The organism is Bradyrhizobium niftali (assembly GCF_004571025.1).
GTDB classification, from domain to species: Bacteria; Pseudomonadota; Alphaproteobacteria; order Rhizobiales; family Xanthobacteraceae; genus Bradyrhizobium; species Bradyrhizobium niftali.
Map to the genome: position 1 here is coordinate 1 of NZ_SPQT01000054.1, position 26,049 is coordinate 26,049.

A 26,049-nucleotide genomic window follows, 5' to 3' on the forward strand; every position below is an offset into this window, starting at 1 on the left:
CGCCCCATGTGGTCCCCCAACCCCGTGGTGCGCGATCAGAGGGTGATGCCCTTGGAAGTGGCCGCCGATCGATGTCTCGCGATGTACGTGAGATCGAAATAGGATTCCATTCCGGATCACTACGGACACGCGCGGGCTTCGTTCTGCGCGAAGCTGCGGGCGCCTAAGCCGACGGCATGGTGCACAAGAACGATGCTGGCGATGCGCAGGATGTCCACATCTCTCGGTGCTGCGGAACCTCGATTTCACTGGCCTGTCATTGAACTGGTCTAGCGCTGCTCCCGTCATTGCTGACGGCCAAGGAGCAAGCCATGTCGAAGCCGGTACTGGGCGCCGCATTATCCATTAAATCGATCCCCGCGCATCGCGACTGGCTTCTGGAACGACAGCGCGATCTCGAAATCCAGGATTTCTTCCGCGCCGATCTCCTCGATAGCGACTGGCGCGCGACCGCCGGCGACATCAAGCAGATGCTCGCGGGCCACACCGGCCGTCTCGGCATTCACGGACCGTTCTGGGGCTTCAAGATCGACAGCCACGATCCGATGATCCGCCAGGCGGTGACCAAGCGTCTGCTCCAGGGGCTGGAGGCCGCAGAGTTCCTCGGTGCGACGCAGATGGTGATCCATTCGCCGTTCACGACGTGGGACCACAACAATCTCGATCTCTATCCGGACAATCGCGGCAACCTGGTCGAACGGGTCAGGGCGACGCTTGCCGAGGTGATCGCGCGGGCCGAGACGACCGGCTGCGAGATCGTCATCGAGAACATCGAGGACAAGGATCCGCGCGACCGCGTGCGCCTCGCCAAGGCGCTCGAAAGCAACAAGGTCCGCGTCTCGCTCGACACCGGCCATGCCAATTACGCGCACATCTCCACCGGCGCGCCGCCGGTCGACTACTACGTCGAGACCGCAGGCGACATGCTGACGCATGTGCATCTTCAGGACACCGACGGTTTCGCCGACCGGCACTGGGCGCCGGGCGAAGGCAACATTCCGTGGGTCGCCGTGTTCCGCGCGCTGGGCCGGCTGACCTCCAACCCGCGGCTGATCCTCGAACTCCGCAACCACGACGACGTCCGCGCCGGCGCAGCCCATCTCGCCGCGCTTGGTCTCGCTGAATAACCGACCTCATCAAGGGCAGGGCTTATCGTCATGAACAAACTCACCCGTCGCACCATCCTGAAGTCTGGCGGCGCTGCCGCGGGCACGCTTCTGCTGCCGCGCTTTGCGATCGGGCAGGCCGACAACCGTCCGTCGGTGACGATCGCCGTGCAGAAGGTGACCAACTCCAACGTGCTCGACGTGCTGCGCGAGCAGTCCAATGTCGGCGAGCGCGTGTTCTTCTCCTCGATCTGGGAGGGCCTGATCTCCAAGAACTGGCGCGGCAGCCTGGAGGCCGTGCCGGGCCTCGCGACCGAGTGGCGTCGCATCGACGACCAGACCGTCGAGGTGAAGCTGCGGCAGGGGGTGAAATTCCACAATGGCGACGAGCTGACGGCCGAGGACGTGGTCTTCACGTTCAGCCGAGAGCGCATGTTCGGCGAGACCGAGGCCAAGAGCCGCTCCACCATCCAGGCCTTCGAGAAGATTCCGACGCCGCGTCCGGGCAAGGAACTGCCGCCCGATGTGCCCGCGGTCGCGCGCCGCATCTGGCCGGACCTCGTGCGCGTCGACGCGGTCGACAAGTACACCGTGCGCTTCTACAACGCGACGCCTGACGTCACCATCGAAGGCCGGCTGTCGCGCTACGGCTCCGACATCGCAAACCGCCGGGCCTGGGCGGAATCCGCGAGCTATCTCGATTGGGCGCGCAAGCCGATCACGACGGGGCCGTACAAGGTCGTCGAGCTCAAGCCCGACGTCTCGCTGACGCTGGAAGCACACGACGAATATTGGGGCGGCCGTCCGCCGCTCAAGCGCATCCGCTTCCTCGAAGTGCCCGAGGTCGCGAGCCGCATCAACGGGCTGCTCTCGGGCGAGTACCAGTTCGCCTGCGACATCCCGCCGGACCAGATCGCCGGCATCGAGAAGAACGCGGCGTTCGAAGTGCAGGGCGGCACCATTCTCAATCACCGCCTGACCGTGTTCGACAAGAACCACGCCCAGCTCGCCAATCCGCTGGTGCGGCGAGCCTTCACGCATGCGATCGACCGCCAGGCCATCGTCGACAGCCTGTGGGCCGGCCGCACCCGCGTGCCGAAAGGCCTGCAGTGGGAATTTTACGGCGACATGTTCAACGCCGACTGGAACGTGCCGGCCTATGATCCGAAGCTCGCGCAGGACCTGTTGAAGCAGGCCAACTACAAGGGCGATCTGATCCCGTATCGCCTGCTCAACAACTACTACACCAACCAGGTCGCGACCGCGCAGGTCCTGGTCGAGATGTGGAAGTCGGTCGGCCTCAACGTCCAGATCGAGACCAAGGAGAACTGGTCGCAGATCATGGAACGTGCCCCCACCCGCGCCGTGCGCGACTGGTCGAACTCGGCCGCCTTCAACGATCCGGTCTCCTCGCTGGTCGCCCAGCACGGGCCGAACGGCCAACAGCAGCAGATCGGCGAGTGGACCAACGCCGAGCTGAACACGCTCTCGGAGTTCCTGGAGACCTCGACCGACCGCGCGGCGCGCAAGAAGGCGTTCCGCCGCATGCTGGAGATCGCCGAGCGCGAGGACCCCGCCTTCACGGTGCTGCACCAGAATGCGACCTTCACGGCCAAGCCGAAATCGATCAAGTGGAAGGCATCGCCCGCCTTCGCGATGGATTTCCGCGCCGGCAATTTCGAGGTTTGAGGTGTCGCCGCTGGTCAGCATTGAAGGCCTGAGCGTCGCCTTCAACGGCGTGCCGGTGCTGCGTGGCGTCGATCTCGCCCTGGGCAAGGGCGAGGCCCTCGGCCTCGTCGGCGAATCCGGCTCCGGCAAGTCGGTGACCTGGCTTGCCGCACTCGGTCTGCTGCCGCGGCATGCGCGGGTCTCTGGCTCGGTGCGGCTCGACGGGCGCGAGCTCCTGGGCGCGCCCGCCGCGGAGCTCGATCGGGTCCGGGGCGGGCGGGTCGCCATGATCTTCCAGGATCCGGCCAGCGCGCTCAACCCGGTGCTGACCATCCGCAAGCAGCTTTGCGAAGCGCTGGCGCTGCATCGCGATCTCTCCGGAGAAGCGGTGAAAGCCGAAGCGCGGCGGCTGCTCGATATTGTCGGCATTCCCGACGCAGGCCGGCGGCTGTCCGCCTATCCGCACGAATTCTCCGGCGGGCAAGTCCAGCGCATCATGATCGCGATGGCGCTTGCCGGAAATCCCGATTTGCTGATTGCGGACGAGCCGACCACTGCGCTCGACGCCACCATTCAGGCCCAGATCCTGGAGCTGCTCTCGTCGATCCGCCGCGAGATGAGCATGGCGATGGTCCTGATCAGCCATGACCTCGGCGTCGTCGCGGAGAATTGCGACCGCGTCGCGGTGATGTATGCCGGCCGTATCATCGAGGAGGCGCCGGCCAACCAGCTCTTCGCCGATCCCGTGCATCCCTATGCGCAGGGCCTGATCGGCGCGCTGCCGCCGCTCGACGGACCGCGGCGGCGTCTCACCGCCATTCCCGGCACTGTGCCCGATCCCGCGAATATGCCCGATGGCTGCGCGTTCGCGCCGCGCTGTGCGTTGGCGGCTGAGCCATGTGGCCTCGCCGCGCCGAGCCTGGCGCCGATCGCGAACGACCGCGCGGTCGCGTGCATCCGCGCCGAGGCCTCGCGCCGCGCGCTGCTCGGGATCGCCGCCGAATGAGCGCTCCGCTCGTCGAGGTGGCCGCGATCTCGCGCAGCTACAGCATGCGCTCCGGGATGTTTGGCCGCAGCACGGCCGTCCATGCCGTCGACGGCGTGTCGCTGGCCATCCCCAAGGGCGAAACGCTGGGTCTCGTCGGCGAGTCCGGCTCGGGCAAATCCACCACGGGCCGCATCGTGCTCGGCCTCGAGCCGCCCGATAGCGGTGAGGTGCGGTTCGACGGCAAGCCGATGGCCGCGCCCGGGGCGGCCGCCTGGCGTGCACAACGCGCGCGCATGCAGATGATCTTCCAGGACCCGCTGGGTGCGCTGGACCGGCGGCTGCCGGTCGCCACCCAGATCCGGGAGCCTCTGGACATTCATGGGGTAGGTGAGCCCGCCGAACGCGAGGAACGGGTCCGCGAGTTGCTGCGGGCAGTCGAGCTGACGCCCGCGCATGGCGCGCGCTATCCGGGCGCACTGTCCGGCGGGCAACGCCAGCGCATCGTGCTGGCGCGGGCGCTGGCGACAAAACCTGATTTTCTCGTCTGCGACGAGCCGGTCAGCGCGCTCGACGTCTCGATCCAGGCGCAGGTGGTGAACTTGCTCACCGATCTTCAGGCTCAGCTTGGTCTCACGCTGCTCTTCATCAGCCACGACCTGCGCGTTGTCAGGCAGATCAGCAATATCGTCGCCGTGATGTATCTCGGCCGCATCGTCGAGATCGGCAGCGCCGACGATCTGTTCGCGCGGCCGGAGCATCCCTATACGCAGGCACTGGTCTCGGCCTCGCCGGCTCCGGGCCGCCGCAGCGCGGGCCGCATCGTGCTGGCGGGCGATCCGCCGAACCCGGCTGCGCGCCCCCGGGGCTGCGCCTTCCATCCGCGCTGCCCGCGCGCGATCGCGCGCTGTGCGAGCGAAGTGCCGGTTCTCTCGGCCGTGGGCGGCAACAGGCAGGTCGCCTGCCATCTGGTGACGGGTCCGCAGGTCGAAACGCGGGACGCCGCCTGATGGGACGCTATTTCGCCATCCGGATCGGACGCGCGGCCCTGACGATCGTCCTGGTCGTCACCTTCGCCTTCGTCGTGCTGCGGCTATCAGGCGATCCTGCGTTGATGATCCTGGGACCGGAAGCGCCACCGGAGGTCATCGCGGCCTTCCGCAAAGCCTGGGGCCTCGATGATCCCATCTGGTTCCAGTATCTCGATTACTTCAGCGCCATCGCCAAGGGCGAGCTCGGCCGCTCCATGCGCGACGGCCGCCCCGCGATCGAGCTCGTGCTGGAGCGAATTCCGGCGACGCTGGCGCTGACGCTGCCGGCCTTCGTCTTCAAGGTGGCGCTCGGCATTCCCGCCGGCATCTACGCCGCGCTGCATCGCGGCTCTGCGATCGACCGTGCCGTGATGATGACGGCGGTCGCCGGCTTCACCGTGCCGAGCTTCGTGCTCGCGCTGCTCTTGGTGCTCGTCTTCGCCGTGCAGCTGGGATGGCTGCCCTCGGGCGGACAGGACAGCTGGCGCCACGCGATCCTGCCGATCGCGACGCTGAGCCTCGGCGGCGCAGCGGTGCTGGCGCGGTTCACCCGCAGCGCGATGCTGGAGGTACTGGGCCAGCCCTATATCCGCACGGCGTCCGCCAAGGGCGTGCCGTGGCGCAAGGTGGTGACCTCGCATGCGCTGCCGAACGCGGCGATCCCGACGGTGACCATTCTCGGCTTCATGGTGGGAACGCTGATCGCGGGCGCCGTCGTGGTCGAGAGCGTATTTTCGTGGCCGGGGGTAGGGCGCCTGCTCGTCGTCGCCGTCGCCAACCGCGACCTCGCCGTCGTGCAATGCATCCTGCTGCTGGTCGCGCTGACCATGGTCACGTCCAACCTGGTCGTCGACTTCCTCTACGGCTTCCTCGATCCGCGGCTGCGCGCCAGGGGAGCGCATGCATGACCGACGCGACGCTGAAGGACACCGCTGTCCGCCGCCGCATCGGCCTGCCGGCGATCCCGTTGTCTGTTGCGCTTGCGGTCGGCTGGATCGTCGCGATGCTGGTGATCGCGGCCCTCGCCGAGAAGATCGCGCCGTATGGCTTCACCCAGCTCGACCTGCGCAACCGCCTCTCGGCGCCCGGCAATGTCGCGCATTGGCTCGGCACCGACGAGCTCGGCCGCGACGTGCTGTCGCGCCTCCTCGTCTCGATCCGCATCTCGCTCCTGATCGCGTTCGGCGCGACCGCGATCTCGGCGATCGTTGGCACCACGCTCGGCTTCCTCGCCGCGCATTTCCGCGGGGCTGTCGAGCAGCTCGTGCTGATGCTGTCCGACTTCCAGGCCAGCATGCCCTTCCTGATCATGGCGCTCGCCGTGCTCGCCTTCTTCGGCAATTCGCTGCCGCTGCTGATCGGCCTGATGGGATTTTTTGGCTGGGAGCGCTATGCCCGCATCGCGCGGGGACTGGCGATCTCCGCCAATGCGCAAGGCTACGCCGCCGCGGTCCGCCAGCTCGGCGCGACGCCATCCCGGGTTTACCTCCGGCACATCCTGCCCAACATCGCCTCAACCCTGATCGTCTCGACCACGCTGGTGTTCCCCGAGGTGATCCTGATGGAATCGGGCCTGTCCTTCCTCGGCCTCGGCGTGCAGCCGCCGATGACCAGCCTCGGCAACATGGTCGGCTATGGCCGCGAATATCTGACCCGGGCGCCCTGGATCATGCTGGCGCCGGCGACCACCATCGTGGTTACGACGCTGGCGGTCTCCGTGATCGGCGACTGGCTGCGCGACCGGCTCGATCCGACCCTGCAATAGGGCGACTGGCTTGAGGCGTGCGCCGATTTGCCGTCGGACACCCGCTTCTAGCCTTGGACCTCCGGTTTTTTGCCGCGCCCGAGCGCGAATTGACCGACCGGGCCCTCGATATGGAATTCCAACTCCGTCATTTTCGCGAACAGATCGATGTTGGTGCTGCCAATGGCGCAGCCGCCGAGGCCCATATCGGTCGCCGCCAGGTAAAGCGTCTGAATCAGGCTGCCGACATCCTTCAGGATCAACGAATACGCGATTGAGCTGTATTTCCAGGAGACTCGGCCAAAGCGCGCCGCGATCGTGATGAGGATTTGTGGCTGACCCGGCGCGTCCATGGCGAACTGGGCAGCCGTCAAATGCGCCTGGAGTTGTTGGGGGGAAGCGCTGATCGCGACTAGCGCGTGGCTCCCTGCATCGTAGTGGTAGAGTCCGCGCGCAAGCCCGTCGCAGTTCGCGACGGTAAGGTACAATTCCAGCTCGTACGCGCTGCCCGCCGACGGGTATGGCCTTGTGCTGTAGGTGACGCCGGAACCGCCCTCGAAATACGGCTCGCTCTTCCATTCGGACACGACGCGCGCGGTGGCGTCGAGAAACTGCGCGAGTTCGCCGAGCGTGACCGGATTCTTGTCGTCGAAATCCCGTGTTGAATGGCGCTCGCGCAATAGCTTTGGGAGCAATAGCTTTGGGAAGAGAGAGTTCGGCTCCGGGGAGGAGAATTTGCGCAGGTCAATCTTGCTGCCGGCCCAGGGCGGACGCACCGCCGGCGGCGGCGGAACGACCCCGGCATAGGTGAAGGCGGCGCCGACCGGATTGGCTTGCCGACCCTCCGTACTCCGCGTGTGAAACACCAGATCGTGGAAATCCCAGAGTACGAGGTTGCCGTCGCCTTCGTTCACCCGCAGGCCTTGTCCGTCCTTGGCATCGAGCTTGAGCAGGATCTGGCTGTCCAGCAACAGTTCGAGCAGATGGAGGGTGGAGGAAGCTATCTTCCGGTTGAGCTTGCCGATCTTCCGAGGCTGCGACAGCGCAGCAAGGGTGGCGGCGATGGCGGGATCGCCAATCCGGAACAACGCGCCGGCGCGTGGCGATTCCAGCACCAACTCGTTGCCGCGCCGGCGCAGAAAGGCAAAGCGCGATAGCACAATGGTGTCACGACTGCCCAGCTTCGCGCGCCGCGGCCAGTATTCGGGGACTTGGGGCTCGATGACCACGAAGTCCTGCGTGTTACGCGAAGAGGAGAGGCGGTATTCCAGAAGCCCCTGCCGGGCCAAGCGATGCACCAGGGCGTCGACGTCTCTCGCGAGGGCGCTCTTGCCTGCAAAGGACGCGAGCGGAAGGCCGGTGCTCAGATGTCGCGCGCAGTCCATCGCGGCCGCGCTGAATTGTCCGAGGTTGACGGAATAGTCGCCCAGAAAGGCGGCGATGTTTCCGTCCGGCTGCATCTGGAGGGAGAAGTGATGGCTCAATCGGGCGGCAATGTCTGGCGCGATCTTCCTGGTCGGCTTTTTCCGGGGGGCGCGCACGAAAGAGCAACCCTTCAGGTGTGTGGGAGGAATGAAGTCAGATCACTTTCCGGTCGCGGCCGGTCCAACAATCCGAGCTTCACCGGCACATCGTAAAGGCGGCCCGGTGCGAAGCGGCGATAAAAATGACGCAAGCCGGGAACGAGCACTCTGACGACCGGAACCTCGACGTCGGGTCGCGTCTGGTCGAGGACGAGGAAATCGTAGCCCGCACGGGCTGCGATCTCGACGCAGGCGATGACCTGGTCCCGCGTATTGTCGTGAAGCTTGAGGCTCGGCGCTGGGGGGACGATAGGGCAATCGCTCGGTGTCAGGAACGGGTAGTCTTCCAGACGCAACGGTGTGACACCGTCGAGGGTCGGCTTCTCGCCGCTCGCACCGCCCATCATGCTAACGGACATGAATTGGGTCAGCTCGGTGAGGGAGCGCAGCAGGGCTATACGGCGGTCGAAATGCGCGCCGGAGCCGAACTCGATATTCTCGTGTCCATCCTGCATCCAGTGCATGATCGCCACGTAAGTCGGAATGCCGAGGTCAGTGGTGATATCGAGCACCCACAGCTTGCGACCGGCTTCTGCAAATTGAGTTTGGAGATCCCGGACATAGAAATCGTCGAACTGCTCAAGGTCGACCTTGGCGCGCTGCACCCGGTTGTACCACCAGATCGCGTAGGCATCGCGCTCGATCAGTTCGAGGAAGCCCTGGACAATTGCTTCGTCGCGGGTGTTGCCGGCCGCGCAGCCGTTGGAATCCGTATGAAAGCCGCCATAGAAGAAGTACAGGAGGCCCGTCGGCAGATATTTGAAGCGTTTGTCGCGCAACGATGAGACCGGCGACCAATCGGTCCTCGTCGAGGGATCGAACGGCTCGGGAACCGGATGGGGATCGTCCGGTTGCTGGAGAAACCTGTTCTTGAACTGCGTTTCGCTGAAGAGCTGGATATCGTTGGGAAGAAGCGCGTCGCCAGGCGCGAAATCGGCAAATCGACGCGTCGTCCTGATCTCATCGCCCTGGAAAATGCCCGAATAGCGTTCGATCGATTCCATCAGCGCGCTGGCTTCGCCCTGCTCGGCGGTCGAGCCCTTGCCAAAGCTGCCCCCGCTCAATCCGGACCTGAGCTGGTCGATGCTGTGGGCCGGCGCGGAGAAATTGTGCTGGGCGAAGTAGTTGGTGTTCATCGGCAGGTCGACGTCGATTCGTTCGAGCCTGGTCACCACCCCTGTCAGTGGGCTCACATGCTTGCGAAAGCGCGACACCGTCGACCGCGACGTCACGGTGCGATATCCACCGCTGGTCATGACGAGCCTCTTGCCCTCGGCAATCTCGACCAGGGCCGGAGATCGGCGCGGGTTGTTCAGCTTCCTGTTGCCGCAGGTCGGACATTGCGGACGTCGCGTCACGTAGTGCTTGGCGATGGCGGCGCCGGTCAGGTCGAAGCTTGCGATGTGATCGCACAAATCGGTGCGAAAATCCGAGGCAATTGCCTTGGCGATCTCGACGGCCGCAAAATGGATTCCAGTCTGGCCGACGCTTTCCCTGACGAGAGGCGATATGGCAACCGCACGCGCCGGTCCCCGGTCAAGAAACCCCTTGATCTCCCGGTTGCGGATCATGCGATCGAACAGGCAGGTCCAGCAGGCGCTCTCGCCCGGTTTGAACACGGGCCCGACCAGCGGAAACGGGCCGGATGGCTGTACCAGCAACCAGGGCGTCTTGCCGGCCACACGTTCCTGGTTCAGTTCAGCAAGTCGCCGGTCGAGATAGTCGTTCGTCAGCGTGATCGTGATCTTCGGCGCTCGCTTGGCGATTTGAACGCCGAGCTTGCTCAACGCCGCGGTCAGCTCCTTGGCGCCTTTGACGTCAATCGACTCGACCTGGACGGAGCAATTGCGAAGATTTTGTTCCGCGATCTCCAAGGGCATGCCGAGGCTTGCCAGGAAACCGCCGACGGCGTCGTCGAATACTTTCGAGGTCCGTGCAACGATATATCGGCGATCGAGGAGCCGCTTGATCGCTTCCTCGATCTTGTCGGCCGGGAAGCGCTTCGAAAGCTGGCGAATGATCTCCGACCTGGCCTTGCCGTGTTGCCCGATCGCGGTGGCGAGGGCGCAGTAGAGTTCGCCGTGCAGGAAGAATTTGCGGTTCTCGGAATAGAGACAAACCGCATCGGGAGGCAATACGTAAGCGGTGAAGTTCGGTGCAAATCGGAGAGTGTCTTGGCGGGTCTGCCGCGCAACGCGGGTCTTGCGAGTTGCAGTCATTGAGTCAGCACGCTGATCCTGTTGCCGTTACGCTGGATCCCCGGCGCAAGACGGATCGTCGCGCCCGCGCGCCGGCATTTTCCCAGAGAATTGAAACGAATTGGGCTGTCACCCGCAAGCCGCCGATGCAAGCGTCAAAGCGAAATCAAGCAATTGGCCGGACCCTTTCTTGAGGCCGGCCAATGACCTATCAACCCGTGAGTTTGACATTCGGAACGCGCCGAGGCCTAGCACCAGCGGCAGCGGCCCCACGATGCGCAGCAACCCGCGCATGATACGGCGCATCCCACCACACCAACTGCACAACCTGCACATCGGCAACCGACGCCACATCGGCAACTACGGCAAGCCCGACAGCCTCTGCAGCCGCGGCAGCCGCCGCATCCGCGCCATGCCAGCTGCACGCGGCTGCCGGCGTTTTCCTTGTCGAAGAGATGGAAGGTGGCTAGGCTGACGTCAGCCATTTCCTCTTCATCGAGCGTGATTGCCTGACCCGTTCCAAAGGGCGGCAATTGTTGTGCGTCGGGTGCCGGCACGGCGGACGCCGATGCGCCTCCCGCCAGCGAGAACGTCAACCCTGCGGCTCCTAACGCCGGCACGGCGACTTTGGTTGCTCGCTTCTTCCCTTGAGAAGTCTTCCTCGCCTGCCGCATGGTCGAACCTCCGAGCATTGCAAGAAACATCCCAGCCGCGGTAAGTCTACGCCCAGGAAATAACGCGAGCAACGATTACGCGCACAAAAGCGCGGCGCCGGACGTTCAGGATGTATTCATCTTCATGAACGGCCAATGGGCATGGCCAGTTGAGACAACGCATCAACGATCCACGCTTTTGGTGCGCGTGCAGCTTGGTGCAGTGCCGCAAGCGCATCGAATCTTGAACGGAGATCGGCGTGGCAGATCGATCAGGGCGTTTCGCTTGGTATGAACTTCTGACCACGGATGTCGCAGCGGCGGGCGCATTTTATCGCAAGGCCGTCGGCTGGGGCGTGAAGGATGAATCGACCCCGGAACTGCCTTACATGGTGCTTCGTAGCGGCGGCGCTCCGCTGGGCGGACTTATGGATATCCCGCAAGAGGGGCGGAGATTGGGGGCGACGCCGAGATGGATGGGATACGTCGCCGTCGACGACCTGGACGCAACCGCCGCGCAGATCAGGCGTCTTGGAGGTGCGATCCTTGTGCCGCCGACCGACACCAATATTGGCCGCATAGCAGTCGTTGCCGATCCGCAGGAGGCGACGTTCGGACTGATCCAAGAACCAGCATATGGCCGACGGAAACCGGGCCGGCTGGACGAGCCGGGGCGCGTAGGCTGGCATGAGTTGCTGGCCGCCGACCGGACCGTGATCTTCGATTTCTACAGAGAACTATTCGGTTGGCAGAAGGCCGACGCTCAAAGCGAACCAGCGGCCTGGTATCAACTGTTTTCGGCGGGTGGGCAGACTGTCGGCGGAATGCTCACGAAACTTCCGAGCGTAGCGCAGCCGAGCTGGCTGCATTACTTCAATGTCGACGACATCGGTGCTGCCACGAAACATGTGAATGCTGGCGGAGGCCGGATCCTCCAGGGTCCGATCGAATTGCCCGATGGCTGCTGGATCGCACGATGTGTCGATCCCCAGGGCGCACTGTTTGCATTGCAAGGCGCCCGAGGTCAGACAAGCATTGAGCCATCCTCGGCCTCGGAAATCGGCTGGTCCGCCAAGTGGGGTGGCATTGCCTCCCAGGGTAGAATTGTGCTGCCCAAGCCGAAGCTCTAGCTACAGCGTCTGTCCGGCGCTGACGCGACCTTGCAGTCGCCCGCGCCGGGAGCAGGGGAGGCCTGCGAAAGGCCGATCCGGCCCTGTCCAAGCCAAGTTCCCGTTGCACCAGCCCACCCCGTGCGCTATCCGGCCGGAAAGGCCTGAGGCGGCTTCCATATTTCCCGCCCCCGGCCAGCCAAACCGAGGACGGAAACCGCCATGCCAGCCTATCGCTCCCGCACCACCACCCACGGCCGCAACATGGCGGGTGCCCGCGGCCTCTGGCGCGCGACGGGCATGAAGGATGCTGACTTTGGCAAGCCGATCATCGCGGTCGTCAACTCCTTCACCCAGTTCGTGCCCGGCCACGTCCATCTGAAGGACCTCGGCCAGCTCGTCGCCCGCGAGATCGAGCAGGCCGGTGGCGTCGCCAAGGAATTCAACACCATCGCGGTCGACGACGGCATCGCCATGGGCCATGACGGCATGCTCTACAGCCTGCCGTCGCGCGAGCTGATCGCCGACAGCGTCGAGTACATGGCCAACGCCCATTGCGCCGATGGCCTCGTCTGCATCTCCAATTGCGACAAGATCACGCCCGGCATGCTGATGGCGGCGCTGCGGCTCAACATCCCCGCCGTGTTCGTCTCGGGCGGGCCGATGGAGGCCGGCAAGGTCAAGCTCCAGGGCAAGACCAAGGCCGTCGACCTCATCGACGCCATGGTCGCCGCGGCCGACTCCAAGGTCAGCGACGAGGACGTCAAGGTGATCGAGCGCTCGGCGTGCCCGACCTGCGGCTCCTGCTCGGGCATGTTCACGGCCAATTCGATGAATTGCCTGACCGAGGCGCTCGGCCTCGCGCTGCCCGGCAACGGCTCGGTGGTCGCGACCCACGCCGATCGCAAGCGCCTGTTCGTTGAGGCCGGCCACACCATCGTCGATCTCGTCCGCCGCTACTACGAGCAGGACGATGCCTCGGTGCTGCCGCGCAACGTCGCCAACTTCAAGGCGTTCGAAAACGCGATGACGCTCGACATCGCGATGGGCGGTTCGACCAACACGGTGCTGCATCTGCTCGCCGCCGCCCATGAAGGGCAGGTCGCGTTCACCATGCAGGATATCGACCGGCTGTCGCGGCGCGTGCCCGTGCTGTGCAAGGTCGCACCGTCGGTCGCCGACGTGCATGTCGAGGACGTGCACCGCGCCGGCGGCATCATGGGCATTCTGGGCGAGCTCGATCGCGCCGGCCTGATCGACACGTCGGTCTCGACCGTGCATGCGCCGACGATGGCCGACGCGCTGGAGCGCTGGGACATCAGGCGCACCAAGAGCGATGCGGTGCGCACCTTCTTCCGCGCTTCGCCCGGCGGCATCCCGACGCAAGTCGCCTTCAGCCAGGAGCGTCGCTACGACGAGCTCGATGCCGATCGCGAGAAGGGCGTCGTGCGCGATCTCGAGCACGCCTTCAGCAAGGATGGCGGTCTCGCCGTGCTCTACGGCAATCTCGCGCAGGACGGCTGCATCGTGAAGACCGCCGGCGTCGATGCCTCGATCCTGAAATTCACCGGCCCGGCGCGCGTGTTCGAGAGCCAGGACGCGGCCGTCGACGGCATCCTGGGCGGCAAGGTCGTCGCCGGTGAGGTCGTGGTCATCATTTACGAAGGCCCGCGTGGCGGCCCCGGCATGCAGGAAATGCTGTATCCGACCAGCTATCTGAAATCGATGGGCCTCGGCAAAGCCTGCGCGCTCGTCACCGACGGACGCTTCTCGGGCGGCTCGTCCGGCCTGTCGATCGGCCATCTGTCGCCGGAAGCCGCCGAAGGCGGCAACATCGGCCTGGTGCGGACCGGCGACCGTATCGCGATCGACATTCCGAACCGCAGCATCACGCTGGAGGTCTCCGACGAGGAACTCGCAAGCCGCCGTGCAGCGGAAGAGGCGAAGGGCGATGCCGCTTGGCAGGCGACGGGCCGCAAACGCAATGTCTCCACCGCGCTCCAGGCCTATGCTGCGCTCACCACCAGCGCCGCGCGCGGTGCAGTGCGCGAGGTGAAGCGGCGCTCGAACTGAGCGCTCCACCGTTCGCGCCTCGCGTGCATGGTCAATGAGTCCTGAACGGCCGGCGAAAGCCGGCCGTTCGCATTAAGGATGCCTCCACGAAGTTCGGCAGCCCTGGATCTTGCGGCGTATACTGCTTGCGACCTTCGCAAATCCATTTCGGGCAACTGGGGCACCGCAATAATGTCTCGTACTCTTGCTGTCGTTTTCTCAACAGTCGTCGCCGCGATTTCGATGACGGGCGCAGCCTCCGCCGGCTGCTACAATTGCTACACGCCGCCGCCGTGCACGACCTGCTATCAGCAGCAATATGTGCAGCCGCAATACCGCACCGTCGATGAGACCGTGATGGTTTCGCCGGGCTCCGTGGTCGCGCATCGCACGCCGGCGCAGTACCGCACCGTGATGGTGCCGCAGACCGTGATGGTCGCCCCGCCCAGCGTCCAATACGAACGCATCCCGCCGCAATACGCCACGCGCCAACGCGTCGAGATGGTCTCGCCGGGCTATTCCTATTACGCCCCGGTGCAGATGGGCTGCGCGTCCTGCGGCTACTGAGCCAGCGCAACAATCAACGAACTTCGCGCGGCGCTCCCATGGGGCGCCGCGTTTTCTTTTGGGTACCAGCAAACGAGGCCCGGAGATGGAGACGACTCCAACCGGGCCTCGCAACCAGCGACGCCCTGGGAGATGTCGCCAGTGTCCGGGATTGCTGAGGGCAGGGCACGCTGTCGGCGGCCGAGCCTGTTGCCACGTTAGAGGACCAGGCTGACGCTCGCCTGACAGACCGGCCAGGCGAGGGGGCAGGCTTGCTTCAACGGGCCCAACTTCGCGTTGCCATGCGCCGTCGACTACGTTAAGCGACAGCAATTCCGGGTTTGGAAGGGTGGCCGAGTGGTTTAAGGCACCGGTCTTGAAAACCGGCGTGCCCGCAAGGGTACCGTGGGTTCGAATCCCACCCCTTCCGCCAAAACATCAACAAAATAAACTACTTAGTCCCAAGCTTCCAGCCGAACGTACAAACGAACGTACAATCCGTCGCGCCCTGTCAGAGGGGGCGGCCCGATGATTGGTGCGGTGCTGGGGCTTGTGGGCGCGATCGTCATCGTGCTGCTGCTAGCAATGATCGGCCTGGGTGCTGTGGCGATCCTTGGGACCCACGACCGGCAGTAGCTCTGTCTTACAAACCGCTAGGAATCGACAATTTGCGGCAAGCTTCGCGTCGGTGCTTGACCGAGGGCTTAGTTTTGGAGCGACCTTCCGAAGCTTTGGCCGCCGTCAGAGCAGGACAATTGTCGGTAGGGATAAGATCCCGAGACGGTGCAAGAGACGGTCACGTTGCCGGATGATAAAGTGAATAGTGCGGTGTGCTGCTTGGGCGGCTTACTCATAAAGCACTGAATCTGACTGTTATTGTACCGTTTTAGCTGCGAATTGGCCTTCACGTAGTTTAAGAATCCGGGACAATCGTTAGCGAAAGCGCTCGCCGGAAAAATCATGAGGATTGAAAGAATAAGCTTCATGAACATCCCCTGTCGATCGCGACTGCGTAGGCCGAGGGAACATAGAAAAAGCCGACGCCCGCACGTTGTGAAGCAGTTCACAAATCCATGAAAAAGCCGACCGCCTGATACACGACGGGCTGTAGCTTACGCACTTTCGGAGCCACCAGTAATCGACAATTTGACTCTCGCCCGCGTCGCGTTTCGATGGTGGTATGCCTCGAACTAAGCGCCACACGCCTACGCACGCCGACGGCCGGCAGATGAAAATCACATTTGGCGAGATGCGCGAAATGGGCGTGCGCGGGGTATTGGTCTATTGCCACTGCGGCCATCATGTTGCTCTCGACGCCGACCGGTGGACTGACGAGACGCGGCTCTCCGATCTCGAGCCACGGGTCGTCTGTATGGGCTGTGGCAGCCGCGGCGCAGATATCCGGCCTGACTTCGATCGGGGCAATTCGCGGCTTGCCATCAGGGGGAACCGAAGCACGACATGAGCAAAGGCTGGGGGCGGCCTTTGAAGAGCCGTTCAGGCTAGGGACCGCCGACGGCGCTTTGACGCATCGGGAAAAATAGGCAATACTCGCCGTATGGTTGCTCTCGATGAGATTGCCGATGCCAGCCGCCGCGAAGCTGACCGCGCGCATCGACTGAGATTAGAGGGCCTGGTCGAGGACATCCGGAAGACCATAGAGGGACCGAGCAGCGCCAAAGAGAAGGTGGCGAGGATCAGAGAGCTGCTCGCCGTCCAGGGTGATCGCGCCCAAGAGTAGGCCCGCCAGCTTGAAACTGACCGCCACCTGAGGCGGCCTCACTTCCAGAACGTCAGCACTGCTAGCGCCACGACAGGTGTGAGCCCTACGCAGATAATGGCAATACGAACTAGTATCTCGCTCCACATGGCCGGGAAAAAGTAGCACCTACAACTTGGTCGCACAATCCAAAATTGTACGCCGATTGTGGCCCGCCAGCGTGAACCGGCGGGCCTAAATCGTCAGAAGTGGTAGGCCGGGAAGGGCGGCGCGGGAGCCGTCCTAAGCCCGCTGATGTTATGCCCGGTAATCGCTGGTCCGATGCTGAGTTTGAAGCAGAGCCGGGCGAGTAGCAGACGGATCAGGCGCATGGGGTCATCTCCAGCGGTTGCTGCTTCTCCTCGTCCGGGTCGTCGTCCTCCCGGTCGCACTCGTCCCGCTCCAAATCGTCTTTGCTTCCGACACACCAGCGAGTCTGATCGATCGCACGGTCAGGGCTGCCAAGGGATGGCTCGGCATCCTCAGGGGGCTCACATTCGTCGGCCAGCCTCGCGCACTGCCTCTTGGGCGCGCTCCCGCGCTCCCTGAGCATGGATTTTCGCGCCCATGATCCGGCCGCCCCAGATTACCTCTCGCGATTTGGTGCTCGTGCGAGATAGATTCCGGCTGAGGAAGCGCCACACAGCCACACACCGACGGCCGACCGATGAAGATCACCTTCGGCGAGATGCGCGAGATGGGCTTGCGTGGCATCCTGGTCTACTGCCATTGCGGCCATCACGTTGCTCTGGACGCCGACCATTGGCCTGACAAAGTAAGGCTATCGGATCTCGAGCCGCGATTTGTCTGACAGGGCTGTGGCTCTCGCGGTGCCGACGTTCGGCCGGACTCGACTGGAACGCCAAAGCGCCTTTCGGTGGCTTGGGCTATCGATAGCCCACTTAAAAGACGGCCCCGGCCGTGGGGTCTCGTGGTGGGCGTTGAGGCCGGGGCCGTGGGTGCTTGGACCTTGGGGAAGCTCAAGCAGCTCCGAGCTTACACAGCTCGGAGCGCCGTTCTGTTCGTTTCCCAACATTGGCAGTAGTGTCCCGGACGGGAACGGAGTAGCTGCCATGAAAGACATGCAGGCTCAATTGGAAAAGCTCCGCACAGATGCCGCCGAGTGCGCCCTCATCCGTGACCTGGCGACCGACCCGAAGAAACGAGAGCTTTTTACGAGGCTGGCCGATCACCTGACGGTTCTCGCCTCAGAAGTTGAACGAGCAATCGCGGACAGCATGAAGCGGACCTAAACACGGCCCGAGTGGCGCGCGGCGATTGAAGGCTTGCTCCTCGTGGTCGAGCGCGGCGGCCCGACGATGTTCGCGCGGATCGGCATCATGCGGGCGCTGAACAGACATTACGTCCCGGAATAAGAGGGATCAGTAAAGAGGCCGCCAACTCAGGCGGCCTTACTCTTTTCGTCTTTGTCGATTTCCGTCAGGTGCTCAATTTGGTGCGCTAGCGCTGTCCAACTGCGTGAAATACCCAGTAGCACTGTGCTTCGGCGGGCCGAAATTTCCCGATCATTTCCGAGTGTTTTGTATTCTGTCGCGTACGTCTTGCATTCTTCGATTGTTGGCATTTTGGGCCTATCCTACTCAGTCCAGCCCCGCTTCCCGCATTGGCATTCGAACATCCGAATGGTCTTACCCGTGCGGGGATCAAGTACCTCTCGAACGAGCCTTGGCATCACGTCGCAGCTCGGGCACGCGCCTCGTGCATCTGCGCTTTGGAATAGCTCGCGCCAGTGATCGGCCATTGTCATGCATAATATTAGACAACCGCCGACGGCGTATGTCTGATCAATATTGATCACCTTCGAAAAGGCGGCCTTTCCAATGGCTTCAATTCGCCGGTGAGCAGCCTCGCCACCCCTCGGGACTTCAGCGGGTCTTCCTCGCCGCAATCGAGGCACTGAAACTTCCGGCCGCCGGTCTTATGGAGCAAGAATCGCATCGGCTTGCGGCACTTCGGGCAGCTGGGAGGCGGGGGCTTTTTGGCATGATTCTCACGCTGGATCAGGCGTGAGCGCCACAGAACTCACAGTCACCGATGGAGGCCGAAGGCTGAACGGTGATGTTGGAACTAGACGCTTCCAATGTGCGCGAGTCTAATTAATTCGTATTCCGCCGAACCGTGGCTCAACTGTTGCCGCCCCGGCAATCCCTCCATAATACAGAATAGCGCTGGCGACTTGGCACGGTCTGTGCGCAAGGTTTGAGTATCCGGGATTTTGTTAGTTCCCTCTCGGGGCTGGACTAAACCAAACCCAAAGCCGCCGGGACAATGTATTTGAGCTCGGCGGCTTATTTTTTGAGACCAGCGCAGCCGCCACCGTTCGAACCACAATCGGTAGCGCGTGAGCAAAAGGCGGATCAGGCGCATGGGGGCATCTCCAATGCGGTTCAAACCTGAACAGCATTTCAGAATGGCGGACCAATTGAGCGAGCTGGCGCTGGATCAAACGGATCTGAAGAGAACTGCCCAGCTACACGCGATTGCTCGGGTCTTCCGCAGACTCGCTGTAAAAGCTTACATGGCGACCGATGCCGGCATGAAGCGGCAGGATTGGAGCAAATACAATGTGGACGCTATGTTTGCTGGTTTGATCGATCCGCCATCGCCTTGGGACAATTTGGAGGAGTGGCAGCGCTATGCAGAGGACCTCGAAAGCCGCCGTCGAGGCAGCTTAGGCTCCTCATGGAGGAGGCCGAGGAGACAATTGTATGGAAGAGGCTGGGACTGCTCTGATCTATCTGACGCCGCGTCGCTCTTGCGCTCGCAAGTCCTTGCTGGACGGAAATGCTTGTCCGCATTCAGGGCAAGAGCGGACCCGTTTTGCTGAACGTGAGTTCTTCTCGGTTTGACCCGTAGCGGAAGCTGCTCCAAGCCGCGAATGGGGGCGTTCGCTTCGCTGTCACTCAACGGGAAAGTTGAGCAGAGAGGAAACTCTGCATCTCCTCGACTGCCTTCCTGGCCGCTTCCGCATCGTACTTGAGCCAGTGCCCGTGCATTTCCCTGCCGTCGGCGAAAGCCGGGACGCTGAAGGCGTGATAGGCACCGGGATAGACGACCAGCTTGACGGGTGCACCCCTGTCGGCCCGTCTCTTCATCCAAAGTTCGCAGTTCCTCGCAGGCGTCCAGTCGTCGAGTTCGCCGATCAGGATTAATGTGGGAACGATGAGTTCCTCAGAAGCAACGCTGCACAGGGGATAATAGGCCACCGCGGCCTTGAACTTTAGATCCCGAGGAGCGTCGAATGTTTCCACGTTGTGGGTCGACGCTAATTGCAGCGCAACCATTGCACCCATCGATCCTCCAAGGACAGCGATACGTTGAGGATCGACAAAAGGAAGTTTGGAAAGATAGGATAGAGCGCCTAAGGCATCACCTTGGCGGGCAAGCATCAAGGCAGGCATCGGTTCGGTGCAGGCGTCCTTGATGCCACGGGTCGCAAAGCTATCGACTGCAAGTGACACATACCCCAAACCGGTCACGAATTGAGTGATGGACTTTCGGTCATCTTTCGCATGTCCATCGCATCCATGGAGATACACAATGGCTGCGAATGGGCCGTTGCCCTCAGGTTTCGCGAGGTAGCCCTCGATCGTATCCGCCGCCTTCGGGGCCACGCCACGCTCGCGCGCCAAGCGCTGCTGGAGCTGGCCAAGGCGGACTGGAGCACTGTCGAACCTGACCAACTCTTGTGCCATCGTGACGGCGTTCGTGCAAACGCACGTAACCAATACTGCTAAACGAAGACATGCTCCGGCTCGTGTGCCCATTTTACCTCGCCCCGTCTTCGTAACAGGGTCAACGTAGCAGAGTTATGTCAGTCCATCCAAAGCGCAAATTCAGGACTGGACATGCGTCGCTTGAGCTATTGTTAAGCTTGGTACCGCGAAGTCCGTTTTTGGCCTTAGCCGAAGCTCGCTCGAGGCCGTCCCATGTCGGCTCTCAGGGGCAAACCGGGCGTCGGTTCAGCTTAGGGCCTACCGCAGCTTTTGACCCATCTGCGACATGGGCAGGTTCAGCCGACCAGCTGGCAGTGCCCGCTGACGAAAGTACCGTCGCGTTTATGCGCCTTAAACGTGCCGTCGACGCGGTTGATGAAACCTTGCCAGACAGCGGTCGGGTCGAACAGATGTTGCCAAATGTTGCCGAGTGTAAGCGCCGTCTCAAAGAACAAGTGCGTATCCGTGACGTGGACGGCCAAATTGCTTCCGAATGTCCGAGAGTGCATCGTCCCCTCGTCCAGATTAACGGTGACCTGTTCCCCGTTTATGTAGACCGAGTTGCGCTCGGTACCCGTAAGGCCCCGCGCCCAGCATTTCAGATCGATCGTCTCGGCATGTGCAGCCGTTGCAGCTAGCAGCGCTGCGACGATGATGGTTGCTTTCAGCTTCACAGTTGTCTCGTCGCTTTGTGACGGCCCTGCCGGGGATTCGGACAAGGCAGGACATTCGATGACTTTGCCGAAATTTCGGTGTCGACTTCGAAGGATGTGCAGAGGACTCAGTCGTTCAGAGATGAGCACGCGGCAATAGCCATCCCATGATCTTCTGATACGGATCGCGACGACTGCGGACGAATGCGTCCTCGTTCTGCTGAGCGGCGGTCCTGGCGAATTCAGAAATCCCCTGCACAGACTGCCGTTTATCCTTCGGAAGCTTCGCCCATTGGCGAATGATCTTCCGGCGGGCTTCGCGTTGCTTTTCCCTTACATCAGGCATCGGGACGCTCCTTGAAGAGGATTATTCCGGTCGACCTAGTATTGTTTGGGCTCGCTAGAACTTCAACGTCCAATCAAGAACTCTTAGCCCCTCTGATCGTGCAGCGCTATACACGGGAGCTAGTCTCATATTGGCTTTGCAGGCCCGCCGCCCTAGAATTGCGGCGATCGCAGGACGGGCGAAATGCAGTATGTTTGCGACGCGCCGAAGGGCAAGACCTGGTTCCGTATCGAGACGGAAGGTGAAGCGATGCATGAGTCGCGCCTGATGGACCACACAGTTGAGAAATATTTCCGCCGCGAGCGGGAGAAGGCAGTCCAGTCCTGGCGTCCCGAGCGGCCCAACGCGATCGAGCGCGACATCGGCCTCGAGGCCCATGTACAGCGAGAGATGCCGCTTTTCCTCACGCTGCGCGACAGGGAGGGCAATGCACTAACTACAGCGATGCTGCCACCGGGTGGCAAGGATCGCGGCGGGTTCCGGATCATCATCGTTGCCGCATCCAATGCCGATCCTTATCCTCAGCAGGACGCGGCCATCGCTGCACTGGGAGCGCATTTCGGTCTCACACTCGATCGCAACCGCTGCTTCCCCTACGGCCGCTAAGGAGCCTGACAAGTATCGCCGCTTGATTGGAGCGATGTCGCCTTTTGGCCCGTTGCCGACCTTCGCCCGCAGAGCCGCAATGTCTGCTGCCCGGAGATGAGCCGACCAAGGTGAAGCAGCCTGCCAAGGGCAGCTTGTGACCCGTAGCGGAAGTGCATTGATTTAGATCAACGCAGAGCTGTGCGCTCCTCCCATCTGTGCCTCAGCGTCATCGGTCGCGATAGCTGACGAGCGGCAGTGGAAGGACCAGATCATGAAGACCAAGCCAAGCTTTCAGATCGGTACGTTCGCGATGTTGGCGGCCGTGTTGTTGTGCTCGACGGCGGTGGGGGCCTTCGCCCAGCAGCAAACCACCGGGACGCCCGGCTCGCCTAGCGCCACGACCACGATCGATGGCCGCTATCTGCCGCCGCCGTCCGCGCCGTTCCAGGGCGAGATCAACCTGAACGCCCTGCAGTCGAAGCCGGCCTGGCCAGCGCGTGTGGTGCCGCCGAAGGACGCTCCGAACATCCTCTTGATCATGACCGACGACGTCGGTTTCAGCGCCCCTTCGACCTTCGGCGGGGTCATTCCGACACCGACCTTGGATCGGATCGCGGCAAACGGGCTGCGCTACCCGAATTTCCACACCACGGCGTTGTGCTCGCCGACGCGCGCCGCCCTCATCACCGGCCGCAACCATCACTCGGCGGGCTTTGGCGTGATTTCGGAGCAGGCCACCGGATTCCCCGGCTACAACAGCGTCCTTCCGAAGGACACAGCCACGATCGGCCGCATTCTGCTGGAGAACGGTTACCGCACCTCGTGGTTCGGCAAGGATCACAACACGCCGACCTACCAGACCAGCCAAGCCGGCCCGTTCGATCAATGGCCGACCGGAATGGGATTCGAATATTTCTACGGCTTCATGGGGGGTGACAGCAGTCAGTGGACGCCGATGCTGTACCGCAACACGACGCTGATTGCGCCGTTTGAGGGACGTCCAGAATGGAATCTGATCACCGCCATGGCCGATGAGGCCATCAGTTGGGTGGACAGATTGAACTCGATCAATCCGTCGATGCCGTTCCTTCTGTACTACGTTCCGGGCGGCACGCATGCGCCGCATCATCCGACGCCGGAATGGGTGAAGAAGGCCACCGATCTGCACCTGTTCGACCAGGGCTACAACGCGCTCCGCGATCAGATTCTCATAAACCAGAAGAAACTCGGCGTGGTCCCGCAGGACACGAAATTGACTGACTGGCCTGACGATCTGCTGAAGAAGTGGGACGTGCTGTCGGCCGACGAGAAGAAGCTGTTTATCCGTCAGGCCGATGTTTACGCCGCGTATCTCATGTACACCGACCACGAAATCGGCCGCGTCGTCCAGAAGGTGCAGGATTTGGGCAAACTTGATAACACGCTCATCATCTTCATCAGCGGTGACAATGGTGCGAGCGCGGAAGGAACGGTGAACGGTACGTTCGCCGAACTCGTACCGTTTAACGGCATCAATCCAACGGTGGCGGAAAATCTCAAGTTCTTCGATGCCTGGGGCAGTAACGAAACGTATCCGCATTATGCGGTTCCGTGGGCCTGGGCGTTTGACACGCCATTCAAGTGGACGAAGCAAATTCCGTCATATTTCGGCGGCACGCGCAACGGCATGGCGATCTCCTGGCCCGCGCGTATCGCCGACAAGGGCGGCGTTCGCTGGCAGTTCCACCATGTGATCGACGTCGTGCCGACGATCCTGGAGGCTACGGGCATTCCCGCACCGGTCATGGTCGACGGCATCGCGCAAAAGCCGATCGAGGGCGTCAGTCTTGCCTACACCTTTGACAAGGCGAACGCCGATGCCCCGACGCGGCATCGGACACAGTACTTCGAGATGATGGGCGTGCAGGGTCTGTACAACGACGGCTGGATGCTGAGTGCGGCTCCGATTCGTGCGCCGTGGGATCTGGCTGGCAAGGCGGTCGACGACCCCGCCAGCGCCTTCAAGTTCGAGCTGTATGAAGTGGGCAAGGACTGGTCGCAGACTACTGATGTCGCAGCCGCCAATCCGCGCAAAGTGCAGGAGATGAGGGACCTGATGTTCGGCGAGTTCGCCAAATACCAGGTGTTGCCGCTGGATGCGTCGGCGGCGACGCGGCTGGCTTCGGCGCGTCCCTCGGTAACAGCGGGACGGAAGGAGTTTACCTACTCGACGCCGATAACCGGTCTGCCAGGCCCGGTGGCGCCGCAACTCCTCAACACGTCCTACACCGTCACCGCGGATATCGAGGTGCCCCAAGGAGGCGGCGACGGGTCGATCGTCGCTCAAGGCGGGCGGTTCGGCGGCTATGGGTTGTACCTTCTGAAGGGCAAGCCCGTTCTCACCTGGAACCTGCTCGGTCTCAGCCGCGTCCGCTGGGAAGGCCAGCAAGCGCTTTCGCCCGGCAAGCACACTCGCGTTCGACTTCAAATACGACGGTCTCGGTTTCGCTACGCTTGCCTTCAACAACATGAGCGGCATCGGCCGTAGCGGCACCGGTGCCTTGACTGTAGACGGCAAGGTCGTTGCGACGCAGAAAATGGAACGCACCGTGCCGTTGATCTTGCCGGTCGACGAAACCTTCGACGTCGGCTCCAAGACCGGTACGCCGATTGATGACCGCGACTATCAAGTCCCGTTCAAGTTCACAGGCAAGATCAGCAAGGTGACCATCGCCGTAGAGCCACCGAAGTTGACGGCGGAGGACGAGAAGAAGCTGGCCGATGCAAATCGCGCCGTGCAGGACGCGAAGTAGCCTGGCATGGTTGCGCACCGGCCGGGGGCAGCACTGCCCTCGGCTGGCCATCGAGACGGACGGCTTCCCGCTTCCGTTGCTTATTGCCGGAAGCAAAAACCCTGCGTGGTCGTTGAGCGTGGGTCCGCCTGTGGCCCTTAGCCGAAGCTCGCTCGAGCCTGTCCCATGTCCGCTCTCAACGGCAACCCGGGCGTCGGTTCAGCTTAGGGCCCACCGCAGCTTTTGACCCACGGCGGACATAACGTACTCCGGCGTGATGTCTGCACCTTAGGTTATGGGGAGGTCGATCTCACGCGGCTTGCAGCATCAACTCGCTCACGCGGTCTGGTGCATCGAGCATGGCCATGTGCCCGACGTCCGGCAGTTCGAATGTGGCCCAAGACTTGTCGCTCTTGCAGTCTGCTAGGGCCTTATCAAAGGGTGGCTGCGGAAATTTTGGGAGGCGGATGTATGTCTTCTTCGCCACCTTTTGGAGCGCGCCGGAAACCTTGATCTGCTGGAGATAGGTGCCGACTGGATGTGGAGTAACTTTAGACTCAGCGAACGCCCGATCGCGTTCGGCAACAACACTGGCCGGATAATGCGCCGATCCGCGAACGCCCGCTTCGCCCTTGTCAATGGCCATTTGTATGCCTTTGCGGACCGGCTCGGCTGCGTAGTCCGCCACCCTTTGTCCGTCGGCCGGAATAAAGGCATCAAGCCATACAGCCGACGAGATGCGATCGCCGATGCTTTCGAGTGCGCCCGAGCCTACAAAACCTGCATAGGACCACGCCACAAGGCAGACGTTCTCGAGACTTTCCCATTTGATCAGGTTGACGACGTCGGCGATGTGGGTGTCCAGATTGACGTCCTTGCTCAGCAAATGCGAGCGCTCGGCTAAACCCGTGAGTGACGGAGCGAACACTTTATGGCCGCCCTGTTCGAGCCGGTCAGTGACCCGGCGCCATATCCAGCCACCGCAAAAAGCCCCGCTGACAAAGACAAAGGTCTTTCGCCCCGATTGCGCGCGGGCGGCACCGACCGCCCCTGAAGCCGCTGCAGCCGCGAGACCGCCGGTTGCAGCACTGCGAAGGATGCGACGGCGGGTAATTCCACTATTTGTCATGACAAATTTCCTATTATTAAGGAAGATCGGGACTGAAGCGGATTGCAACCTGAAGGATATCCGTGCATCGGTTCGCGGCCAAGATCTGTAATTGGCCGATTGTGTTGCAAAAGTCGGCTGTACCGACGGATGTCTTTCAGCCATTCGGCAAGGCCGACCGGCGTTGATCCGCCGACCCTGACGCTCTCAACGCAACTCCTACGCTACGCAATGCACGTGGCATGAGCGGGTGGTGGTCGCGCAACGAACGACGCGAGGCGCCTCAGATTTTGAGCGATGGCAGCCAGAACAAACTCGTCCTGGGCGCCCCGTGGGCCACGAAGCCGGAGCCGACCAAGCCTCAGGATGCGCTTCAAGTGTGCAAACTGCATCTCGACCTTCTTGCGCTGAC

The 26,049-nt window shown here is 62.5% G+C and carries 20 protein-coding genes, 1 tRNA gene and 1 pseudogene; 14 read left to right on the top strand and 8 right to left on the bottom strand.

All coding sequences use genetic code 11. The features are described 5' to 3' along the window. Positions 1–311: 311 nt before the first annotated feature. Genes E4K65_RS44105 through E4K65_RS44130 form a run of 6 tightly spaced genes read left to right on the top strand, consistent with a single transcriptional unit; the run spans position 312 to position 6,555 of the window. Entirely contained in the window at positions 312–1,127 is an 816-nt protein-coding gene (locus E4K65_RS44105; protein ID WP_027542835.1) for a sugar phosphate isomerase/epimerase family protein, read from the top strand. Between the two features lie 30 nt (positions 1,128–1,157). Beyond that, positions 1,158–2,795 carry an ABC transporter substrate-binding protein gene (locus E4K65_RS44110; RefSeq protein WP_135179419.1) on the top strand — a complete coding sequence of 546 codons (1,638 nt, stop codon included), beginning with the start codon at positions 1,158–1,160 and terminating at the stop codon, positions 2,793–2,795. 1 nt (position 2,796) lies between these two features. After that, positions 2,797–3,780, top strand: coding sequence for an ABC transporter ATP-binding protein (locus tag E4K65_RS44115; protein ID WP_135179420.1), 984 nt, complete (start codon positions 2,797–2,799; stop codon positions 3,778–3,780). Further along, entirely contained in the window at positions 3,777–4,769 is a 993-nt protein-coding gene (locus E4K65_RS44120; RefSeq protein WP_135179421.1) for an ABC transporter ATP-binding protein, read from the top strand. Before E4K65_RS44115 ends, E4K65_RS44120 begins: the two co-directional genes overlap by 4 nt. After that, complete coding sequence (locus tag E4K65_RS44125) at positions 4,769–5,698, top strand: ABC transporter permease (protein WP_167771648.1); 930 nt, start codon at positions 4,769–4,771, stop codon at positions 5,696–5,698. Before E4K65_RS44120 ends, E4K65_RS44125 begins: the two co-directional genes overlap by 1 nt. Continuing rightward, entirely contained in the window at positions 5,695–6,555 is an 861-nt protein-coding gene (locus E4K65_RS44130) for an ABC transporter permease (protein ID WP_135179423.1), read from the top strand. Before E4K65_RS44125 ends, E4K65_RS44130 begins: the two co-directional genes overlap by 4 nt. A 47-nt stretch (positions 6,556–6,602) precedes the next feature. Here the strand turns inward: E4K65_RS44130 and E4K65_RS44135 are convergent, their stop codons facing one another. Beyond that, positions 6,603–7,994, bottom strand: a complete 1,392-nt coding sequence (locus E4K65_RS44135) for a SagB/ThcOx family dehydrogenase (protein WP_167771652.1) — start codon at positions 7,992–7,994, stop codon at positions 6,603–6,605. Positions 7,995–8,089: 95 nt separating this feature from the next. Further along, positions 8,090–10,336 carry a TOMM precursor leader peptide-binding protein gene (locus tag E4K65_RS44140; RefSeq protein ID WP_135179425.1) on the bottom strand — a complete coding sequence of 749 codons (2,247 nt, stop codon included), beginning with the start codon at positions 10,334–10,336 and terminating at the stop codon, positions 8,090–8,092. An 892-nt stretch (positions 10,337–11,228) separates the two neighbouring features. Between E4K65_RS44140 and E4K65_RS44145 the strand changes: the two genes are divergently transcribed. From E4K65_RS44145 to E4K65_RS44160, 4 genes are all read left to right on the top strand, one after another. Beyond that, positions 11,229–12,098, top strand: coding sequence for a VOC family protein (locus tag E4K65_RS44145; protein WP_135179426.1), 870 nt, complete (start codon positions 11,229–11,231; stop codon positions 12,096–12,098). A gap of 201 nt (positions 12,099–12,299) precedes the next feature. Beyond that, positions 12,300–14,150 (top strand): dihydroxy-acid dehydratase, encoded by a 1,851-nt coding sequence (gene ilvD, locus E4K65_RS44150; RefSeq protein ID WP_135179427.1) that lies wholly within the window; start codon positions 12,300–12,302, stop codon positions 14,148–14,150. A 222-nt stretch (positions 14,151–14,372) separates the two neighbouring features. Beyond that, a complete protein-coding gene (locus E4K65_RS44155; RefSeq protein WP_167771649.1) occupies positions 14,373–14,696 on the top strand; it encodes a hypothetical protein in 324 nt (107 codons plus the stop codon). Between the two features lie 322 nt (positions 14,697–15,018). Beyond that, a tRNA-Ser gene (locus E4K65_RS44160) sits at positions 15,019–15,108 on the top strand. A gap of 630 nt (positions 15,109–15,738) precedes the next feature. Here the strand turns inward: E4K65_RS44160 and E4K65_RS49885 are convergent. Continuing rightward, positions 15,739–16,290 carry a hypothetical protein gene (locus tag E4K65_RS49885; RefSeq protein ID WP_167771650.1) on the bottom strand — a complete coding sequence of 184 codons (552 nt, stop codon included), beginning with the start codon at positions 16,288–16,290 and terminating at the stop codon, positions 15,739–15,741. A gap of 811 nt (positions 16,291–17,101) precedes the next feature. Here E4K65_RS49885 and E4K65_RS50135 point away from each other — a divergent pair. Continuing rightward, complete coding sequence (locus E4K65_RS50135; RefSeq protein WP_430649059.1) at positions 17,102–17,245, top strand: hypothetical protein; 144 nt, start codon at positions 17,102–17,104, stop codon at positions 17,243–17,245. Between the two features lie 262 nt (positions 17,246–17,507). Further along, positions 17,508–17,687: a hypothetical protein gene (locus tag E4K65_RS44175; RefSeq protein ID WP_135179430.1), complete on the top strand. Its 180-nt coding sequence runs from the start codon at positions 17,508–17,510 to the stop codon at positions 17,685–17,687. 1,671 nt (positions 17,688–19,358) lie between these two features. On the opposite strand, the gene E4K65_RS44180 is transcribed toward E4K65_RS44175, so the two are convergent. The 3 genes from E4K65_RS44180 to E4K65_RS44190 all read right to left on the bottom strand — a co-directional run bounded on the left by E4K65_RS44180 (position 19,359) and on the right by E4K65_RS44190 (position 21,170). Beyond that, positions 19,359–20,069: a dienelactone hydrolase family protein gene (locus E4K65_RS44180; RefSeq protein ID WP_235886010.1), complete on the bottom strand. Its 711-nt coding sequence runs from the start codon at positions 20,067–20,069 to the stop codon at positions 19,359–19,361. Positions 20,070–20,467: 398 nt separating this feature from the next. Next, entirely contained in the window at positions 20,468–20,845 is a 378-nt protein-coding gene (locus E4K65_RS44185; protein WP_135179432.1) for a hypothetical protein, read from the bottom strand. A 115-nt stretch (positions 20,846–20,960) separates the two neighbouring features. After that, positions 20,961–21,170, bottom strand: coding sequence for a hypothetical protein (locus E4K65_RS44190; RefSeq protein ID WP_135179433.1), 210 nt, complete (start codon positions 21,168–21,170; stop codon positions 20,961–20,963). Between the two features lie 183 nt (positions 21,171–21,353). Here E4K65_RS44190 and E4K65_RS44195 point away from each other — a divergent pair, with 183 nt between their 5' ends. Together E4K65_RS44195 and E4K65_RS44200 are read left to right on the top strand one after the other, a co-directional pair. Then, positions 21,354–21,776 carry a hypothetical protein gene (locus tag E4K65_RS44195; protein WP_135179434.1) on the top strand — a complete coding sequence of 141 codons (423 nt, stop codon included), beginning with the start codon at positions 21,354–21,356 and terminating at the stop codon, positions 21,774–21,776. A 292-nt stretch (positions 21,777–22,068) separates the two neighbouring features. Continuing rightward, positions 22,069–24,550: pseudogene (locus E4K65_RS44200) on the top strand (arylsulfatase). Positions 24,551–24,839: 289 nt separating this feature from the next. Here E4K65_RS44200 and E4K65_RS44205 read toward each other — a convergent pair. After that, positions 24,840–25,658, bottom strand: a complete 819-nt coding sequence (locus tag E4K65_RS44205) for an alpha/beta fold hydrolase (protein ID WP_235886011.1) — start codon at positions 25,656–25,658, stop codon at positions 24,840–24,842. Between the two features lie 203 nt (positions 25,659–25,861). Then, positions 25,862–26,049, bottom strand: a 188-nt coding sequence (locus tag E4K65_RS44210; RefSeq protein WP_167771651.1) for a transposase, incomplete at its 5' end; no start/stop codon positions are given.

What these genes read in the sequence shown, in the direction of transcription:
- E4K65_RS44105 (WP_027542835.1), top strand. Translation starts at nt 312, where the DNA reads ATGTCGAAGCCGGTACTGGGCGCCGCATTATCCATTAAATCGATCCCC.
- E4K65_RS44110 (WP_135179419.1), top strand. Translation starts at nt 1,158, where the DNA reads ATGAACAAACTCACCCGTCGCACCATCCTGAAGTCTGGCGGCGCTGCC.
- E4K65_RS44120 (WP_135179421.1), top strand. Translation starts at nt 3,777, where the DNA reads ATGAGCGCTCCGCTCGTCGAGGTGGCCGCGATCTCGCGCAGCTACAGC.
- E4K65_RS44125 (WP_167771648.1), top strand. Translation starts at nt 4,769, where the DNA reads ATGGGACGCTATTTCGCCATCCGGATCGGACGCGCGGCCCTGACGATC.
- E4K65_RS44130 (WP_135179423.1), top strand. Translation starts at nt 5,695, where the DNA reads ATGACCGACGCGACGCTGAAGGACACCGCTGTCCGCCGCCGCATCGGC.
- E4K65_RS44135 (WP_167771652.1), bottom strand. Translation starts at nt 7,994, where the DNA reads ATGCAGCCGGACGGAAACATCGCCGCCTTTCTGGGCGACTATTCCGTC.
- E4K65_RS44140 (WP_135179425.1), bottom strand. Translation starts at nt 10,336, where the DNA reads ATGACTGCAACTCGCAAGACCCGCGTTGCGCGGCAGACCCGCCAAGAC.
- ilvD (WP_135179427.1), top strand. Translation starts at nt 12,300, where the DNA reads ATGCCAGCCTATCGCTCCCGCACCACCACCCACGGCCGCAACATGGCG.
- E4K65_RS44155 (WP_167771649.1), top strand. Translation starts at nt 14,373, where the DNA reads ATGACGGGCGCAGCCTCCGCCGGCTGCTACAATTGCTACACGCCGCCG.
- E4K65_RS49885 (WP_167771650.1), bottom strand. Translation starts at nt 16,290, where the DNA reads ATGCGCGCGGTCAGCTTCGCGGCGGCTGGCATCGGCAATCTCATCGAG.
- E4K65_RS50135 (WP_430649059.1), top strand. Translation starts at nt 17,102, where the DNA reads ATGAAGATCACCTTCGGCGAGATGCGCGAGATGGGCTTGCGTGGCATC.
- E4K65_RS44175 (WP_135179430.1), top strand. Translation starts at nt 17,508, where the DNA reads ATGAAAGACATGCAGGCTCAATTGGAAAAGCTCCGCACAGATGCCGCC.
- E4K65_RS44190 (WP_135179433.1), bottom strand. Translation starts at nt 21,170, where the DNA reads ATGCCTGATGTAAGGGAAAAGCAACGCGAAGCCCGCCGGAAGATCATT.
- E4K65_RS44195 (WP_135179434.1), top strand. Translation starts at nt 21,354, where the DNA reads ATGCAGTATGTTTGCGACGCGCCGAAGGGCAAGACCTGGTTCCGTATC.
- E4K65_RS44205 (WP_235886011.1), bottom strand. Translation starts at nt 25,658, where the DNA reads ATGACAAATAGTGGAATTACCCGCCGTCGCATCCTTCGCAGTGCTGCA.